The sequence below is a fragment of the Duganella violaceipulchra genome, from assembly GCF_019166075.1.
GTDB classification, from domain to species: Bacteria; Pseudomonadota; Gammaproteobacteria; order Burkholderiales; family Burkholderiaceae_D; genus Rugamonas; species Rugamonas violaceipulchra.
This window is the reverse complement of the sequence record NZ_JAHTGR010000007.1, coordinates 193,294-207,822: the sequence shown is the minus strand read 5'-3', so window position 1 is coordinate 207,822 and position 14,529 is coordinate 193,294. Positions and strand designations below refer to the sequence as shown.

18 protein-coding genes are annotated in these 14,529 nt (G+C 62.5%); 15 read left to right on the top strand and 3 right to left on the bottom strand.

The genetic code is table 11. From position 1 onward, the window contains the following. Window position 1 precedes the first annotated feature (1 nt). From KVP70_RS15205 to KVP70_RS15170, 8 genes are all read left to right on the top strand, one after another. On the top strand, window positions 2-961 hold the full coding sequence (locus tag KVP70_RS15205; protein ID WP_217943061.1) for a D-alanine--D-alanine ligase: 960 nt from the start codon (window positions 2-4) through the stop codon (window positions 959-961). Window positions 962-969: 8 nt separating this feature from the next. Then, window positions 970-1,761 carry a cell division protein FtsQ/DivIB gene (locus tag KVP70_RS15200; RefSeq protein ID WP_217943060.1) on the top strand — a complete coding sequence of 264 codons (792 nt, stop codon included), beginning with the start codon at window positions 970-972 and terminating at the stop codon, window positions 1,759-1,761. 10 nt (window positions 1,762-1,771) lie between these two features. Next, window positions 1,772-3,004 (top strand): cell division protein FtsA, encoded by a 1,233-nt coding sequence (gene ftsA, locus KVP70_RS15195; RefSeq protein WP_020705070.1) that lies wholly within the window; start codon window positions 1,772-1,774, stop codon window positions 3,002-3,004. A 120-nt stretch (window positions 3,005-3,124) separates the two neighbouring features. Next, a complete protein-coding gene (gene ftsZ / locus KVP70_RS15190) occupies window positions 3,125-4,351 on the top strand; it encodes a cell division protein FtsZ (RefSeq protein ID WP_020705071.1) in 1,227 nt (408 codons plus the stop codon). Window positions 4,352-4,434: 83 nt separating this feature from the next. Further along, the gene (locus KVP70_RS15185; protein ID WP_117013038.1) at window positions 4,435-4,938 is read left to right on the top strand and encodes a peroxiredoxin; all 504 of its coding nucleotides are present in this window, start codon (window positions 4,435-4,437) and stop codon (window positions 4,936-4,938) included. Between the two features lie 79 nt (window positions 4,939-5,017). Beyond that, entirely contained in the window at window positions 5,018-6,136 is a 1,119-nt protein-coding gene (locus KVP70_RS15180; protein ID WP_229224841.1) for an XRE family transcriptional regulator, read from the top strand. Beyond that, window positions 6,133-6,633: a DUF4411 family protein gene (locus KVP70_RS15175; RefSeq protein ID WP_217943059.1), complete on the top strand. Its 501-nt coding sequence runs from the start codon at window positions 6,133-6,135 to the stop codon at window positions 6,631-6,633. Before KVP70_RS15180 ends, KVP70_RS15175 begins: the two co-directional genes overlap by 4 nt. Continuing rightward, a complete protein-coding gene (locus tag KVP70_RS15170) occupies window positions 6,630-7,145 on the top strand; it encodes an NADPH-dependent FMN reductase (protein WP_217943058.1) in 516 nt (171 codons plus the stop codon). Before KVP70_RS15175 ends, KVP70_RS15170 begins: the two co-directional genes overlap by 4 nt. Here KVP70_RS15170 and KVP70_RS15165 read toward each other — a convergent pair. Together KVP70_RS15165 and KVP70_RS15160 are read right to left on the bottom strand one after the other, a co-directional pair. Continuing rightward, window positions 7,139-7,603: a DUF2244 domain-containing protein gene (locus KVP70_RS15165; protein ID WP_217943057.1), complete on the bottom strand. Its 465-nt coding sequence runs from the start codon at window positions 7,601-7,603 to the stop codon at window positions 7,139-7,141. The two genes, KVP70_RS15170 and KVP70_RS15165, sit on opposite strands and share 7 nt — an antisense overlap. Window positions 7,604-7,666: 63 nt before the next feature. Then, window positions 7,667-8,443: a class I SAM-dependent methyltransferase gene (locus KVP70_RS15160; RefSeq protein WP_217943056.1), complete on the bottom strand. Its 777-nt coding sequence runs from the start codon at window positions 8,441-8,443 to the stop codon at window positions 7,667-7,669. Between the two features lie 90 nt (window positions 8,444-8,533). On the opposite strand from KVP70_RS15160, the gene KVP70_RS15155 reads away from it, so the two are divergent. Next, window positions 8,534-9,310: a helix-turn-helix transcriptional regulator gene (locus tag KVP70_RS15155; RefSeq protein ID WP_217943055.1), complete on the top strand. Its 777-nt coding sequence runs from the start codon at window positions 8,534-8,536 to the stop codon at window positions 9,308-9,310. Here KVP70_RS15155 and KVP70_RS15150 read toward each other — a convergent pair whose 3' ends face one another. Beyond that, entirely contained in the window at window positions 9,311-10,351 is a 1,041-nt protein-coding gene (locus KVP70_RS15150; protein WP_217943054.1) for a serine hydrolase domain-containing protein, read from the bottom strand. 241 nt (window positions 10,352-10,592) lie between these two features. Here KVP70_RS15150 and KVP70_RS15145 point away from each other — a divergent pair, with 241 nt between their 5' ends. The 6 genes from KVP70_RS15145 (at window position 10,593) to lpxC (ending at window position 14,529) form a co-directional block, all read left to right on the top strand. Then, window positions 10,593-11,132, top strand: a complete 540-nt coding sequence (locus KVP70_RS15145; RefSeq protein ID WP_217943053.1) for a DUF2867 domain-containing protein — start codon at window positions 10,593-10,595, stop codon at window positions 11,130-11,132. Between the two features lie 11 nt (window positions 11,133-11,143). Continuing rightward, window positions 11,144-11,650 (top strand): GNAT family N-acetyltransferase, encoded by a 507-nt coding sequence (locus tag KVP70_RS15140; RefSeq protein ID WP_217943052.1) that lies wholly within the window; start codon window positions 11,144-11,146, stop codon window positions 11,648-11,650. Window positions 11,651-11,715: 65 nt separating this feature from the next. Then, window positions 11,716-12,144, top strand: coding sequence for a VOC family protein (locus KVP70_RS15135; protein WP_217943051.1), 429 nt, complete (start codon window positions 11,716-11,718; stop codon window positions 12,142-12,144). 9 nt (window positions 12,145-12,153) lie between these two features. Further along, a complete protein-coding gene (locus KVP70_RS15130; RefSeq protein ID WP_217943050.1) occupies window positions 12,154-12,516 on the top strand; it encodes a hypothetical protein in 363 nt (120 codons plus the stop codon). A gap of 180 nt (window positions 12,517-12,696) precedes the next feature. Next, window positions 12,697-13,539: a DMT family transporter gene (locus tag KVP70_RS15125; protein WP_217943049.1), complete on the top strand. Its 843-nt coding sequence runs from the start codon at window positions 12,697-12,699 to the stop codon at window positions 13,537-13,539. 54 nt (window positions 13,540-13,593) lie between these two features. Next, window positions 13,594-14,529, top strand: a complete 936-nt coding sequence (gene lpxC, locus KVP70_RS15120) for a UDP-3-O-acyl-N-acetylglucosamine deacetylase (RefSeq protein WP_217943048.1) — start codon at window positions 13,594-13,596, stop codon at window positions 14,527-14,529.

Genomic DNA, 14,529 nt, shown 5'->3' with positions numbered 1-14,529 from the left:
AGTGAATCACCTTACTCCTGTTGACGCAAAAGCTTACGGCAAGGTCGGTGTGCTGTACGGCGGCCGTTCCGCCGAGCGCGACGTCTCCATCATGTCCGGCAACGGCGTGCTGGCGGCCCTGCAAAGCAAGGGCATCGACGCCCACCTGTTCGACACCGGCGTGCGCACGCTGGCCGAACTGGCCGCCGAAAAATTCGACCGCGTGTTCATCGCGCTGCACGGCCGCTTCGGCGAAGACGGCAGCCTGCAAGGCGCGCTGGAACTGCTGGGCATTCCCTACACCGGCAGCGGCGTGATGGCCAGCTCGGTGGGCATGGACAAGATCACCACCAAGATCGTCTGGCTGGCCGCCGGCCTGCCGACGCCGCGCTACGCGGTGCTCAATGCTGGCTCGGACCTGGCCGCCGTGTGCGCCGACCTGGGCCTGCCGCTGATCGTCAAGCCGCCGCATGAGGGTTCGACCATCGGCATCACCAAGGTCAGCGCCGCCAATGAATTCAAGGCCGCCTTCGACATCGCCGCCGCGCTGGACGACTCGGTGCTGGCCGAGGAATTCGTCACCGGCCGCGAGTTCACGGTCGCCATGCTGGGTTCCGGCGCTACCGCGCGTCCGCTGCCGGTGGTGGAGATCGTGGCCCCGCAAGGCAATTACGATTACCAGAACAAGTACTTCACCGACGACACCCAGTATTTCTGCCCGGCCGTGCTGCCGGAAGCGCTGACGCAGGAGATGCAGCGCCTGGCCGTGCTGGCCTACCGCGCCATCGGCTGCGAGGGCTGGGGACGGGTCGACTTCCTGCTACGCGAAAGCGACCAGAAGCCCTTCCTGCTGGAAGTGAACACGTCGCCGGGCATGACCGGCCACTCGCTGGTGCCGATGGCGGCGCGCGCGGAAGGCATCAGCTATGAAGACTTGTGCGTGGAAATCCTGCGCACGGCGCGCTTGAAGATGAAGGGCTGAGTATCAGGATGTGGCAAGACGCTAAAGCTTTGAATGCAACCGCCAGTGGCATTTTCGTCCTGACGCTGTTGGCATGCATCGCGGCAGGCGTGTGGTGGGTGGCGCAGCGGCCGATGTTCACGCTGCGCACCATCCGTATCGAGACGATCGGGCAGGACGAGTTAAGGCATGTGAATCACCTGACGCTGCGCAGCAACGCGTTGGGCCGCATCAAGGGTAACTTCTTCACGACGAATCTGGATGCGGTGCGCCAGGCGTTTGAATCGGTGCCCTGGGTGCGCCGCGCGACGGTGCGCCGCGAATGGCCGGACCAGCTGATCGTGGCGCTGGAAGAGCATGAGGCGCTGGGCACGTGGGGCGAGGACGGCAAGCTGTTGTCGACCAAGGGCGAGTCGTTCACCGCCAACCTGGCCGAGGCGGAAGAGGACCATGTGCTGCCGGAGTTCGACGGACCGGAAGGCAGCGAGAAGGAAGTGCTGTCGCGTTACGACGAGCTGCGCACCTGGTTCGCGCCGCTCAAGCTGGTGCCGGAGTCGTTGTCGCTGTCGGGGCGCTATGCATGGACGGTGAAGCTGAATAACGGCATGAGCGTGGCGCTGGGGCGGGAACAGACCAGCACCACATTGAAGGAAAGGGTGGACCGCCTGATGGGAATTTATCCGCAGCTGGTGGAGCACTTGCAGAACATCGAGACCATCGATATGCGTTACCAGAATGGGCTGGCACTGAGTGCGACGGGATTGAAGATTCCGGCCGAGGGAGCCAAGCCAAAACCGATCGTGAAGAAAAAAATACAGTAGGCAGAGATAAATGACTAAAGACGCTAAAAACCTGATCGTTGGCCTCGACATCGGCACCTCGAAAGTGGTGGCCGTGGTGGCCGAGGTGATGGGCGATGGACGCCACGAGGTGATCGGGCTGGGCCAGCACGAATCGAAAGGCCTGAAGAAGGGCGTGGTGGTCAACATCGAAGCGACCGTCGAATCGATCCAGCGCGCGCTGGAAGAAGCGGAGCTGATGGCCGACTGCAAGATCCGCAATGTCTACGCCGGCATCGCGGGCAGCCATATCCGCAGCTTCAATTCCAGCGGCATGGTGGCCATCAAGGACAAGGAAGTGACGGCCACCGACGTGGCGCGCGTCATCGAAACGGCAAAGGCGGTTAACATTCCGACCGACCAGCAGCTGCTGCACACGGTACCGCAAGAGTTCATCGTCGACAGCCAGGAAGATGTGCGCGAACCGATCGGCATGAGCGGCATCCGCCTGGAAGTCAAAGTCCACATCGTCACCGGCGCCGTGTCGGCGGTGCAGAACATCGTCAAGTGCGTGCGCCGTTGCGGCCTCGAAGTGTCGGACCTGATCCTGCAGCCGATGGCTTCGGCCGACGCGGTGCTGACGCCGGACGAGAAGGAGCTGGGCGTGGTGCTGATCGACATCGGCGGCGGCACCACCGACGTCGCCGTGTTCTCGGACGGCGCGATCCGCCACACCGCCGTGATCCCGATCGCCGGCGACCAGATCACCAACGACATCGCGATGGCGCTGCGCACCCCGACCTCGGAAGCGGAAGAGATCAAGATCCGCTACGGCGTGGCCAAGCAGGTGCTGGCCGATCCGGGCGAATCGCTGGAAGTGCCGGGCCTGGGCGACCGCGGTCCGCGCAACCTGTCGCGCCAGGCGCTGGCCGCCGTGATCGAGCCGCGCGTCGAAGAGCTGTTCGCCATGGTGCACCAGGTGGTGCGCGAGTCCGGCTACGAAGGCGTGCTGTCGTCGGGCATCGTGCTCACCGGCGGCACCGCGATCATGCCTGGCATGGTCGAGATGGCGGAAGACATATTCCTCAAACCGGCGCGCCTCGGCACGCCGGACTACCGTGGCCAGCTGGCCGACGTGGTGCGCAGCCCGCGCTACGCGACCGTGCTGGGCCTGTTGTTGGAAGCGAAAAAGCAGTACCTGCGTGGCCATATCGTTACGCGTCAGGATGGTTCGGTGAAGGCAGTATGGCAGCGCATGAAAGAATGGTTCTTGGGTAATTTCTAAAGCACTTTGCAGTAAAAATTAGCTAAACTTTTTATATTAAAACCGCAGTTTTCAATCCCCAGTTCTTCTAACGATATGAGGACTGGCGCTTGAAAACCGCATTCTGATAGGAGTCACATCATGGAGTTTGATATGGTCGATAACGCAGCTTTGGGCACCGTCATCAAGGTCGTCGGAGTCGGCGGCGCGGGTGGCAATGCAGTTCAACACATGATCAACAAGGGTATGTCGGGCGTCGAGTTCATCGCCGCCAATACCGATGCGCAGGCGCTGTCGACCTCCAAGGCCGACAACGTGATCCAGATCGGCGAGACCGGCCTGGGCGCCGGCATGAAGCCTGACGTCGGCCGCAAGCTGGCCGAGGAATCGCGTTCGCGCATCGAAGACGCGCTGCGCGGCGCGCACATGGTGTTCATCGCCGCCGGCATGGGCGGCGGCACCGGCACCGGCGCCGCACCGATCGTGGCGGAAATCGCCAAGTCGCTCGGCGCGCTGACCGTGGCCGTGGTGTCCAAGCCGTTCTCGCACGAAGGCCAGAAGTGCATGGACATCGCCGACGAAGGCCTGGAGCAGCTGTCGGCCCACGTCGACTCGCTGATCGTGATCCTGAACGAGAAGCTCGAAGAGATCTACGAAGATGAATCGCTGATCGACTGGCTGCAGCACGCCGACGATGTGCTCAACAACGCCGTTGCCGGTATCGCCGAGATCATCAACGTGCCGGGCCACATCAACGTCGACTTCAACGACGTCAAGACCATCATGGGCGAGCAGGGCAAGGCCATGATGGGCACCGCGACCGCGTCCGGCGTCGACCGCGCGCGCATCGCCGCCGAGCAGGCCGTGGCGTCGCCGCTGCTGGACGGCGTCGACCTGTCGGGCGCCCGTGGCGTGCTGGTCAACGTGACCGCGTCGCGTGGCCTGAAGGGTAAGGAGATCAAGGAAGTCATGGCCGCCGTGCGCGCCTTCGCCGCGCCGGACGCGTCGATCGCCCAGGGCATCGCCTACGACGACAACATGGGCGACGACATCCGCGTCACCGTGGTCGCCACCGGCCTGGGCAAGGCCAAGAAGCACGTGCAGCTGGTTCCCCAGCAAATGCTGCGCACCGGCACCCACAACAGCCCGATGATGCCATCGGCTGCGCTGGGCGGCGGCGCCGCTTCGTCGTCGGTCTCGATGGGCGCGACCAGCGGCATGGGCGGCGGCGCATCGCCGGCCTTCGACGGCATGAAGGCGCCGGCCGTATGGCGTCGCGAATCGGCTTCCGAGCAGGTGCGCGCGATGGAAAAGAACGGCATGGAAACCTACGACATTCCTGCCTTCCTGCGCAAGCAGGCGGATTAAGGCATACTGCTCGCTCTAAGCCGGTGAAAGCCGCGCCTGGGCGCGGCTTTTTTACGTTAAACATTTTATAAAAGGAGTCACTCATGACCATCAAGATTGGCGACACCCTGCCAGAAGGCACCCTGTCCGAATTCATCGAAACCGAAACCGAAGGTTGCTCGCTGGGCCCGAACACGTTCAACGTACAAGACCTGGTCAAGGGCAAGAAGATCGCGATCTTCGGCCTGCCAGGCGCCTACACCCCGACCTGCTCGGCACAGCATGTGCCAGGCTACGTCAAGCACGCCGCCGACCTGAAAGCCAAGGGCGTCGACGAAATCTGGTGCATCTCGGTCAATGACGCCTTCGTCATGGGCGCGTGGGGCCGCGACCAGAAAGCCACCGGCACCGTTCGCATGATGGCCGACGGCAACGCCGCCTACTCCAAGGCCCTGGGCCTGGACGCCGACTTCAGCAAGTTCGGCATGGGCACCCGCTCGCAGCGCTACTCGATGCTGGTTGAGAACGGTGTTGTGACCCAACTCAACATCGAACAGGGCGGCAAGTTCGAAGTGTCGAACGCCGAGACTCTGCTGGCCCAGGCGTAATCGCCGGACTGGCTGGATGCAGTAAAAAAACGGCGCCGAGGCGCCGTTTTTGTATTAATCTCACAATATGACTCAAGCCTTGATCAATCCAGCTTTGATGACATGGTCCCGCCGCAGGGCCGGGCTAACTCAAGCTGAACTCGCTGAAAGCATTCCCGTCAAAGAGGAAAAGGTGCTGGCTTGGGAAACGGGCGAAAGCAGGCCCACATTCCGCCAAGCGCAACAATGGGCTGACCGTGCTCATATTCCTTTCGGCTTTCTGTTCCTGAAAGTGCCGCCGCAGGAGGCGTTGCCCCTTCCCGACTTGAGAACGCTCGGTAGCGATACACCGGAAGGTCCAAGTATCGATTTGCTCGATACGATACGCGAGGTGCTGCGCAAGCAAGCGTGGTATCTCGATTATCTGGCCGAGCAGGAGCGTGAAGCGCTTCCTTTTGTCGGCAGGTTTAGTAGCGCTGATGCGATCGGCGATGTCGTGGCAGACATCCGTCGGGTGCTGGGTGTTCAGGCTCCGTTAAAAAAAGGCGGAGATGAATATATGCGGCAATTGGTGGCCGGTGCCGAGGCTGCCGGCATACTCGTAATGCGCAGTGGAATTGTGGGTTCGAATACCCATCGAAAGCTGGATGTCGGCGAGTTCCGGGGCTTTGCCGTCAGCGATAAGTACGCTCCTGTCGTTTTCATTAACATCGCCGATGCCCCGGTGGCGAGGCTATTCACATTGATCCATGAACTGGCGCATATCTGGATTGGACGTAGCGGGATTTCCAGTGCGTCGCCAGCGGACAGCCGGAAAACAGAGACCTTCTGCAATGCCGTGGCGGGTGAGTTTCTGGTTCCGGAGTTGCTATTCCGTGAGCGTTGGAAGCATGCGGTTAATTGGATAATGCAGTTGACGGAGTTGGCTGCTAGCTTCCATGTCAGCAAGCTGGTCATCGCTCGCAGAGCTTGTGATTTAGGCTTCATTTCCCGCGACGCCTATGTTGCATTCTATCTGGCGGAATTAAAGGCATATCGGGACCAGAAGGGCGGTGGCGGGAACTTTTACCAAAGCGCGGAGGGCAAGAATAGCAAGCGATTCAGCCGGGCGGTCTTGTCGGAAGTACTGAGTGGACGCTTGTTGCTGCGCGAAGCCGGGAAACTGCTGGGTGTCCAGCCGGCCAAAGTCCGTACCTATGCTGAAAAGACGGACGAATGAGGTATCTGCTCGACGCCAATACGTTCGTGGAAGCTAAAAATCGTTACTACAACATGACGGTCTGTCCGGCGTATTGGGAATGGATACTACAAAAGTACGGCTCCAACGATGTGGCAAGCATCTCGATGATAGCCGATGAATTAAAGCGAGGTGACGATGAGCTCGCCTCTTGGGTTAGAAGTCATCCGGGGTTGTTTGAGGCTGTTGACGATGAGAGCACTCAAGCCTGCTTCGTCAACATTGTCGAGTTTGTCGCCTCAGAAGCGCATCGGATGAAGGTTGGTGCTGTCGAAGATTTCCTTTCCGGAGCGGACCCATGGCTGATAGCCCAAGCTATGGCGACAAGCGCCACTGTGGTAACTCATGAACGTCACCACGCCGACGTCGTCAAGAAATTCCTAATTCCAAATGTGTGCGATGCCTTTGGTGTCGCATGGATGAATACCTTCGACTTGCTCTACAAGTTAGAAGCACGTTTTGTTCTACCGGGTGGATGATGCGAGTTCTGGCTATTTCTGGCAGCCTGCGCGCGGCCTCTATCAACTCGATGCTGCTGCGCGTAATGGCTGATGTGGCCCCGCCCGGTATCGAGGTGCGGCTGTACGACGGGCTGGGACAACTGCCGCTGTTTAACCCGGATGTCGCCGAGCCGCCAGCGGTGGTAGCCGCGCTGCGCGAGGCCTTGCTGGCCGCCGATGCGGTGGTGATTGCCAGCCCCGAATATGCGCACGGCGTGACCGGCGCGATCAAGAACGGCCTCGATTGGATGGTGGGCAACGAGTCCTTCATCAATAAGCCGGTGGCGCTGCTGAACGCCTCGCCGCGCGCCACCCATGCGTATGCCTCGCTGCGCGAAACCATCAGTGTGATGTCGGCCCGCGTGGTGGAGGCGGCGTCGATCACCTTGCCACTGCTGGGAGCTAATTTGAGTGAAGAAGCGATGCGCGCCGATCCGCAAATCTGCGGCATGCTGCGCGCGGCCTTGCTGGCTTTGAAGGCCGATCAGTAACCCTGCACGCGCAAGCAGACAGCCAGTTCATCGGCCAGCCGGCGCCGCTGGGCGGCGTCCAGGAAGCGGCCGACTTCGATCTGCTCGCCACGGTCTTCCAGTTGGATCGGATCGCTGTCGCGCCGTGGCGGCAGCAGGCGGGTGGTGCGTGGATGTAGCCGAAGCTTGCTGCGCTGGCGGCCCCGGCGTTGCTCCACCACGATGACGCCGGGCGAAATATCGATACGATCATAGTCGTCGCGATGGCGCGCGCAGTAGCGCAGGCAGGCCGCCAGCGCCGCCTGCTCCAGCGTGGCGTAGACCAGCACATACCAATAGCCTTGCCACAGGAAAGCCAGCGCCACCAGCGCCGATGGCACGCACAGCGTCACGAACACCAGCGCCAACTGGCGCTGGGTCAGTGTGCAGCGGCGCTCCAACAGCCAGCTGCGCGGTTCCGATGGCACATCGCGCGGCATTGCATTCTCCCTGGACGTGCGCAAAGTATATCCCGGTTCGCCCGCGCGCTGCCGAGAGGGACGTCAGTAGATATCGCCGAAATCGTGCTTGGCCTTGAACAAGGTCGAGTCGATCGAAAACGAGCAGTCGGCCTGCACGGCGAAGTATTGCAGCGCCTCTTCCGGCGCGCTCGCGAACAGGCTGCGGATGGCCGTCACGCGCTCGGCCGGCGTGCGCATGCGGGCGGTCCATTCGTCGAACTTCATCTCCAGCTTCCAGTCGCTGACGCGCTCGCAGGCGAAGCCCGCGCCTTCGAGCATGGTGCGCCATTCGGACGGCCGGTAGTCGCGCACATGCGAGCCGTCGCGCAGCAGTTCGACCGCCTGCAAGGTGGTGTCGTGCAGCGGGCTTTCCGGCGCGGTGATGTCGATGACGACCAGCACGCCGCCTTTCTTCAACACCCGCTTCACTTCGCGCAGCGCTGCCGGCACGTCCAGCCAATGATGTGCCGAGAAGCGCGTGACCACCATGCAGAACGAGGCGTCCGCAAACGGCAGGCTGGCTACGTTGCCCTGCTGCGTGATGACGTTGTCCAGCCCCCGTTCACTGGCGGCGCCGGCCACCACGGCCAGCATTTCCGTCGACAGGTCGAACGCCGTCACCGACTTGGCCACCGGCGCCACGGCGAAGCTGGCGTGGCCGGCGCCGCAACCCAGGTCCAGCACCGTCGGATGCGGTCCCAGCAGGCGGGCGATCTCGCGCAGGGCCGCCAGATCGGCGCCCTGCGAGTGGACCGTGCTGGTCAGGTAGGCGCTGGCGGTATTGCCGAACTGCTGGGCGACGACGGCTTGCTGTTTCATGTTTTTCTCCAAAGGTGGGCGAGTCAGGGCAGAATAGGCGTGTTTTTATCCTGTAACAAGACAAGTACTTATCCTGGTATAAAAACTACCATGCAAAACAAACTCGGCGAATTCATCCGCGCCCATCGCGAGCGCACCCCGCCCGCCAGCGTCGGCCTGCCCGGCGGCGGACGGCGCCGCACGCCCGGCCTGCGGCGCGAAGAACTGGCGCAACTGTGCGACGTCAGCCCGACCTGGCTGACGTGGCTGGAGCAGGGCAGGGAGGTGCAGGCGTCGGGCAAGATGCTGGCGCGGCTGGCGGAGGTGCTGCGTCTGTCGGCCGCCGAACGGGCCTACCTGTTCGGCCTGGCCGACCGGCTCGATCCGCATCACGACGACGACGGCGGCAACGCGGAACAGGCGCTGGACGCGATCGTCGCGGCCATCGCGGCCCCCGCTTACATACTCGACCGGCAATGGGATGCGGTGGCCTGGAACCCGCAGGCGGCGCAACTGTTCGCCGGCTGGCTGCCGCCGCGTCCGCAATCGCGTGAGCGGCCGAACCTGCTGCGCTACATGTTCCTCAACCCGGCGGCGCGCGAGCTGATCGTCGACTGGCCGGAGCGTGCCCGGCGGCTGGTGGCCGAGTTCCGCGCCGACATCGGCCGCCACGCCAGCGAGCAAGCGCTGGCCGGCCTGATCGCCGAGCTGTCCGCCGCCAGCGCGAGCTTCGCCGAGCTGTGGACCTTGCAGGACGTGGTTGGCAGGGAAGGCGGGCTGCGCCGTTTCCGCCATCCGCTGCAAGGGGATCTGGACCTTAACCAGGTGACGCTGCATCTGGCCAAGCGCCACGACCTGAAGCTGGTGATGCTGCTGCCGCCGACTTGATCAAGGCCGCAGCAAGGTGGGCAAGATCAAGCTGGTCAACAGTTTCTCGCTCAGCGGATGAGCGCCGCCCACATGGAAGTTGGTCGTGGTGATGACGACCACCGCGTCCTGTTCCGGCAGCACGAAAACCTTGTTGCCACCTGATCCCGACATGCCGAAAGCCGGCACGGTGCGGCCGTCAAGCTTGAACGTCTGCAGCCACCACAGGTAGCCGTAGTCGTAGCCGTCACGGGCGTTTGCATGCGGTGCGATCGAGCGGCGCACCCACTCGGATGCAATGACTTGTTTGCCGTCCCACCGGCCGCCATTGAGGTAGAGCTGGCCGAGCTTGGCCAAGTCCACACTGCGCAGTTGCAGGCCGCCGCCGGTCATGGCCGATCCCTTGGGCTGGAATTGCCATTTCACCTGGTCGATGCCAAGCGGCTTGAACAGATTGGCGGCGGCGAAGTCTGGCACGCTCTGCCCGCTGGCACGTTCAAGCAAAGGCCCCAGCAGGGTGACGCCCGCGGTGCAGTAACTGAAGGCGCGACCGTAGGGCGATTTTTCGGGCCGTGGCTGCCAATCCGGGAATCCCCGTATCGGCAGGTCGGCGGTAAAGCGACTCCAGTCTTCGATCAGGTACATGCGTTCCTCGTTGCCACGCGAATGCTGATTGTCGTCGTCGCATTCAAGCAGCGAACTCATGGTCAAGAAATCTTCGACGGTGATGTTGTCCTTGCGCGGGTCGGGGAAGGCCAAGGGCTGCAACTCCGGGAAGTAGGGCAGTACTTTCGACTCCACGCGCAGCAGCTTGCGTTCGACCGCCACGCCAACCAGCATGCCGGTAACGGTTTTGGTGACCGAGCGCGTGTTGCGCAAACCCTGGGCGCCCTCCTTGTCGAAGTAGTGTTCATAAATCAGCTTGCCATGCTGGGACACGACAACGCTGGTGATCTGTTTGAATTGCCCCGCATCGATGGCGGCGGTCACCGCATCCAAGGCTTGTGCATGGACGCCGCAATGTATCAGCAGCAGGAAAGGCAGGGAAAGGTATCGCAACATCGGGGTCTCCAATCATTCAAAAAGTTAGTCTTTCTGTTGCAAGCGCTATTCTGTGTTGGCGTGATCAGCCAGCTATTCTAGGGACCCCGGGCGCGCTTCGCGAGGTCCGGCCGACGAACCTGGCCTGGGTCGGGATGAATGGTAGGAATCGTATGATGAGTGGTTGGCCTCAAGCGTGGACCACGCAACGCTCCCCGCTTTTGATGTTATAGTTCAAACATCATTTTTTGGAAATGCTCACGTGCCGATCGAACTCAGCTTCGCAACACCGGTTGCGCTTCCCGCGCAGTCCGGCATCACCCGCCTCTACCCGTCGGTCAACCTGGCCGACGCATTTGCCATCGGGTTGCCGTCCGGCGCCTCCGATGATCCGGATCTGCTGGCCCGGTTCATCTTTGCGAACCAGCCTGCGTGGATCGGCAAACTGACCAGTCTTCGCGATGTGATCGTTGCCCGCTTTGGTTTGAAGACTGCCAGGCATCTGGCGACCTTGGCCCATGTCGCAAAGGCCGAGCGGCTTGGCATCTTCAAGGTCTACAGCACCAGCGAAACCGAGGTGGTGGTGGGGGAGGACGACACGCATCTTGATTTCCGCTTGTCGATCCTGTGCAGCGCAGGGCCTGAGCCCGACAGTGGACGCGCATTGACCCTCTCGACGGTGGTCCATTGCCATAATCGGCTGGGGCGGGTTTACATATTTTGCATTGCCCCCTTTCACCGCATGGTCGTCAAAGCCAGCCTGCGCCGCGCTGCGCGTATCGGCTGGCCCGTTGGGGCCTGATGACACCCGGCATGAACCCGCCTATCTACGGATTGCAGACGGTCGCGCACGATCAGGCGGCGGCGCTATTCCAGTTCTTCCAGCTGTACTACTACGAGAACTCGGATTGGGCAGCAGAAGACATTGGCGAGGATGGCTTGTTCGACGCCTGTGCAGCGTCCATCGCCGACTATATCGACGCCGCCGACAAGGGCGCCTACTGGATCAGGAAGGACGGCGGTCTCGCTGGTTTTGTGGTGACCGAGCCGGTCACGCTACCGGACGGCACGATTGCGCAAGAACTGGCCGATCTGTTTATCTTGAAACGGTACCGGCGTCAGGGGCTGGCGATGGCATCGGTCAGCGCGCTGGCAGGGGAATTCAAAGGACCTTGGATGGTGGCGGTCTATCGCGAAGATACCCGCGCTGACGCCTTCTGGCGCCAGGCCTTCGCCCGCATCGGCCACGCCGGCGTGCGCCAATACGAGGACCCTGAACTTCCACAGTTCAGACTGTACGCCATCAATGAACTGTCTTGAATTTTACTGAGGGGAGCGCGGGAATGGTGATGCGAATGTTAGCGGTACTTGGCATGGGAGTTCTGATGATGGCTGCTCAGGGCGGAGTCGCCGCCGCCGAGCCGGCGGGACACATCACCGGCGTGGGCGGCGTGTTCTTCAAGGCCAAGGACCCGAAGGCGCTGGCGGCCTGGTATCGCGATGTGTTGGGCATGCCGCTGGAAGTGTGGGGCGGCGCGAAACTGCGCTACGACGCGCCCCAACATCCGCCGGCGCTGATCTGGAGCGCGTTCCCGGCCGCGACGAAATACTTCGCGCCATCGACCAGCGAGTTCATGATCAACTACGCGGTCGACGACATGGACGCCTTGATCGCGCGGCTGGAGGCGAAAGGCGTCGCCATCCTGAAGCGCACCGACGACGACCCGAACGGCCGCTTCGCATGGATACTCGATCCGGAGGCGAACAAGATCGAACTGTGGGAACCGAAACGCGCGGTAGCTGCGACACCTTAGCATTGCGTGATGATGCCATCTCTCATCGCACTGTTGCTGACTGCCTTGTCGGGCTCGGCCCTGGCCTGCCAGGCGCCCACGCCGGACAGCTTGCGCGCAGCATGGATTGCCGTGCGCGCGGCGGCGTTGCAGGACGATCCGGGCGCCTCCGCGCGGCTGTACAAATTTCCCCTGCTGCTGCTTTCCCCCTTCGATGGCGACCGGCCGCTGCGCGTGACCAGGACCGCCTTCAACGACAATTACGTCGACCTGTTCGGCGCGGAGATACAGTTCCGCCAGGAGTTGAAGAAAACCAGGTGGCTGGCACAGTCGATCTACATGCCGGAAGCTTACGGACTCTTCAAGGACGGCGTCACCGACGGCATACGTTGAGCCGGCGCAGCATTCTGCAAGGAAAACATCGCCTTGCTATAATCGGGGCGACCGGGCTCTGCCCGATCCTGGCTCCCAACGTCGCCATGATGACGTTCCCAGTGGTCCACACGGACCTGCCGCAAGGAGCTTCTCCTGTCCACCGCCACCCGCTCGGAAAACCTGCGCAGCATCTACGCGATGCTGGCTGCGGTCGCCATGTTTTCGTTCATGGACACCACCATGAAGGTGCTGTCTTCCCACTATCCCGCCACGCAAGTGACCGCCATGCGCGCGCTCAGTTCGCTGCCGCTGCTGTGCGGCTACATGTTGTATCGCGGCGCCTTCCGCGGCATCTTCCAGGTGCGCTGGGGCATGCACATCTTCCGCAGCGTGCTCGGCATCGCGATGCTGACTTCGTTCGCCTACGGCCTCAAGGCGCTGTCGCTGGCCGAGGCGTATTCGATCTTCTTCATCGCGCCGTCGCTGATCACGGCGCTGTCGGTGTTCGTGCTCAAGGAGAAGGTCGGCGCCGGCCAGTGGGTCGCCATCGTGGTCGGCCTGCTCGGCGTGCTGGTGGTGCTGCGGCCCGAAGGTGCGGGCTTCCTGACCTTGGGCGGCTTGGCCTTGCTGGGCTCGGCCGCCTGCTACGCGATGGCCGCGATCACCAGCCGCGTGCTGGCCCGCACCGACAGCAACGAGTCGATGATGTTCTGGTATCTGCTGATGATGGCGGCCGGCGGCCTGGCGATGTCGGCCAGCCACTGGGTGCCGGTGCGCGCCGAGGACGGCTGGGTGCTGCTGGCGCTGGCGCTGAGCGGCTTCCTCGGCCAGCTGGCGATCACGCGCGCCTTCAGCTCCGGCAAGGCCTCGGTGGTGGCGCCGTTCGAGTACTCGGCGCTGGCCTGGGGCGTGGCGATCGACTGGCTGCTGTGGCACACGCTGCCCGACGGCTATACGCTGCTCGGCGCCGGCATCATCATCGCCAGCGGCATCTACCTGGTGCGGCGCGAGTCGGTGCACGCGGAAGCCGAACATCCTTGATTGAAGGAAACTCCGCCGACAGCGCGGCGGACCCAACTTCGCTATAATCGTCGGATGTTAAAACAACGCACCATCAAAGAACTGGTCCGCACCACAGGTGTCGGACTGCACTCCGGCACCAAGGTCGAACTGACCTTGCGCCCGGCCGCGCCGGACACCGGCATCGTGTTCCGCCGCGTCGACCTGAGCCCGGTGGTGGAGTTCCCCGCCAGCGCGATGGCGGTGGGCGACACCCGCATGGCTTCCGTGCTGGTCAAGGACGGCGCCCGCGTGTCGACCGTCGAGCACCTGATGTCTGCCTGCGCCGGCCTCGGCCTGGATAACCTGTACATCGAAGTGAGCGCCGAAGAAATCCCCATCATGGATGGTTCGGCCTCGTCGTTCGTGTATTTATTGCAACAAGCCGGCGTGCAGGAGCAGCCGGTGGCGAAGAAATTCATCCGCGTGCTGAAGCCGGTGGAAATCCGCGAAGGCACGGGCGACAAGGAAAAATGGGCCCGCCTGACGCCGTACAACGGCTTCAAGCTGGACTTTTTCATCGAATTCAACCACCCGGCGGTAGATGGCACCCAGCAGCGCGCCCATGTGGATTTCGGCGACGTCTCCTATGTGCACGACGTGGCCCGCGCCCGCACCTTCGGCTTCATGCAGGATGTGGAAATGCTGCGCGGCATAGGCCTGGCGCGTGGCGGATCGCTGGAAAACGCGATCGTGATGGACGAGTACCGCATCCTCAACTCGGACGGCCTGCGCTACGACGACGAGTTCGTGCGCCACAAGATCCTGGACGCGATCGGCGACCTGTACCTGGTCGGCCATCCGCTGCTGGCCAGCTACGAGGCGCACAAGTCCGGCCACGCGTTGAACAACCAGCTGCTGCTGGAACTGCTCAAGCACCCGGATGCCTATGAGATCGTCTCGTTCGCGACCAATGAAGTCGCGCCGCCGTCGTATCTGCGTCAGATGGAACGTGAGTGGGCGCTAACTTAG

Bases quoted from the DNA above. Each gene is read 5' to 3' on its own strand.
- ftsZ (WP_020705071.1), top strand. From the start codon at position 3,125: ATGGAGTTTGATATGGTCGATAACGCAGCTTTGGGCACCGTCATCAAG.
- KVP70_RS15175 (WP_217943059.1), top strand. From the start codon at position 6,133: ATGAGGTATCTGCTCGACGCCAATACGTTCGTGGAAGCTAAAAATCGT.
- KVP70_RS15135 (WP_217943051.1), top strand. From the start codon at position 11,716: ATGATGGCTGCTCAGGGCGGAGTCGCCGCCGCCGAGCCGGCGGGACAC.
- lpxC (WP_217943048.1), top strand. From the start codon at position 13,594: ATGTTAAAACAACGCACCATCAAAGAACTGGTCCGCACCACAGGTGTC.
- ftsA (WP_020705070.1), top strand. From the start codon at position 1,772: ATGACTAAAGACGCTAAAAACCTGATCGTTGGCCTCGACATCGGCACC.
- KVP70_RS15160 (WP_217943056.1), bottom strand. From the start codon at position 8,443: ATGAAACAGCAAGCCGTCGTCGCCCAGCAGTTCGGCAATACCGCCAGC.
- KVP70_RS15170 (WP_217943058.1), top strand. From the start codon at position 6,630: ATGATGCGAGTTCTGGCTATTTCTGGCAGCCTGCGCGCGGCCTCTATC.
- KVP70_RS15185 (WP_117013038.1), top strand. From the start codon at position 4,435: ATGACCATCAAGATTGGCGACACCCTGCCAGAAGGCACCCTGTCCGAA.
- KVP70_RS15200 (WP_217943060.1), top strand. From the start codon at position 970: ATGTGGCAAGACGCTAAAGCTTTGAATGCAACCGCCAGTGGCATTTTC.
- KVP70_RS15125 (WP_217943049.1), top strand. From the start codon at position 12,697: ATGCTGGCTGCGGTCGCCATGTTTTCGTTCATGGACACCACCATGAAG.
- KVP70_RS15150 (WP_217943054.1), bottom strand. From the start codon at position 10,351: ATGTTGCGATACCTTTCCCTGCCTTTCCTGCTGCTGATACATTGCGGC.
- KVP70_RS15140 (WP_217943052.1), top strand. From the start codon at position 11,144: ATGAACCCGCCTATCTACGGATTGCAGACGGTCGCGCACGATCAGGCG.
- KVP70_RS15155 (WP_217943055.1), top strand. From the start codon at position 8,534: ATGCAAAACAAACTCGGCGAATTCATCCGCGCCCATCGCGAGCGCACC.
- KVP70_RS15165 (WP_217943057.1), bottom strand. From the start codon at position 7,603: ATGCCGCGCGATGTGCCATCGGAACCGCGCAGCTGGCTGTTGGAGCGC.
- KVP70_RS15130 (WP_217943050.1), top strand. From the start codon at position 12,154: ATGATGCCATCTCTCATCGCACTGTTGCTGACTGCCTTGTCGGGCTCG.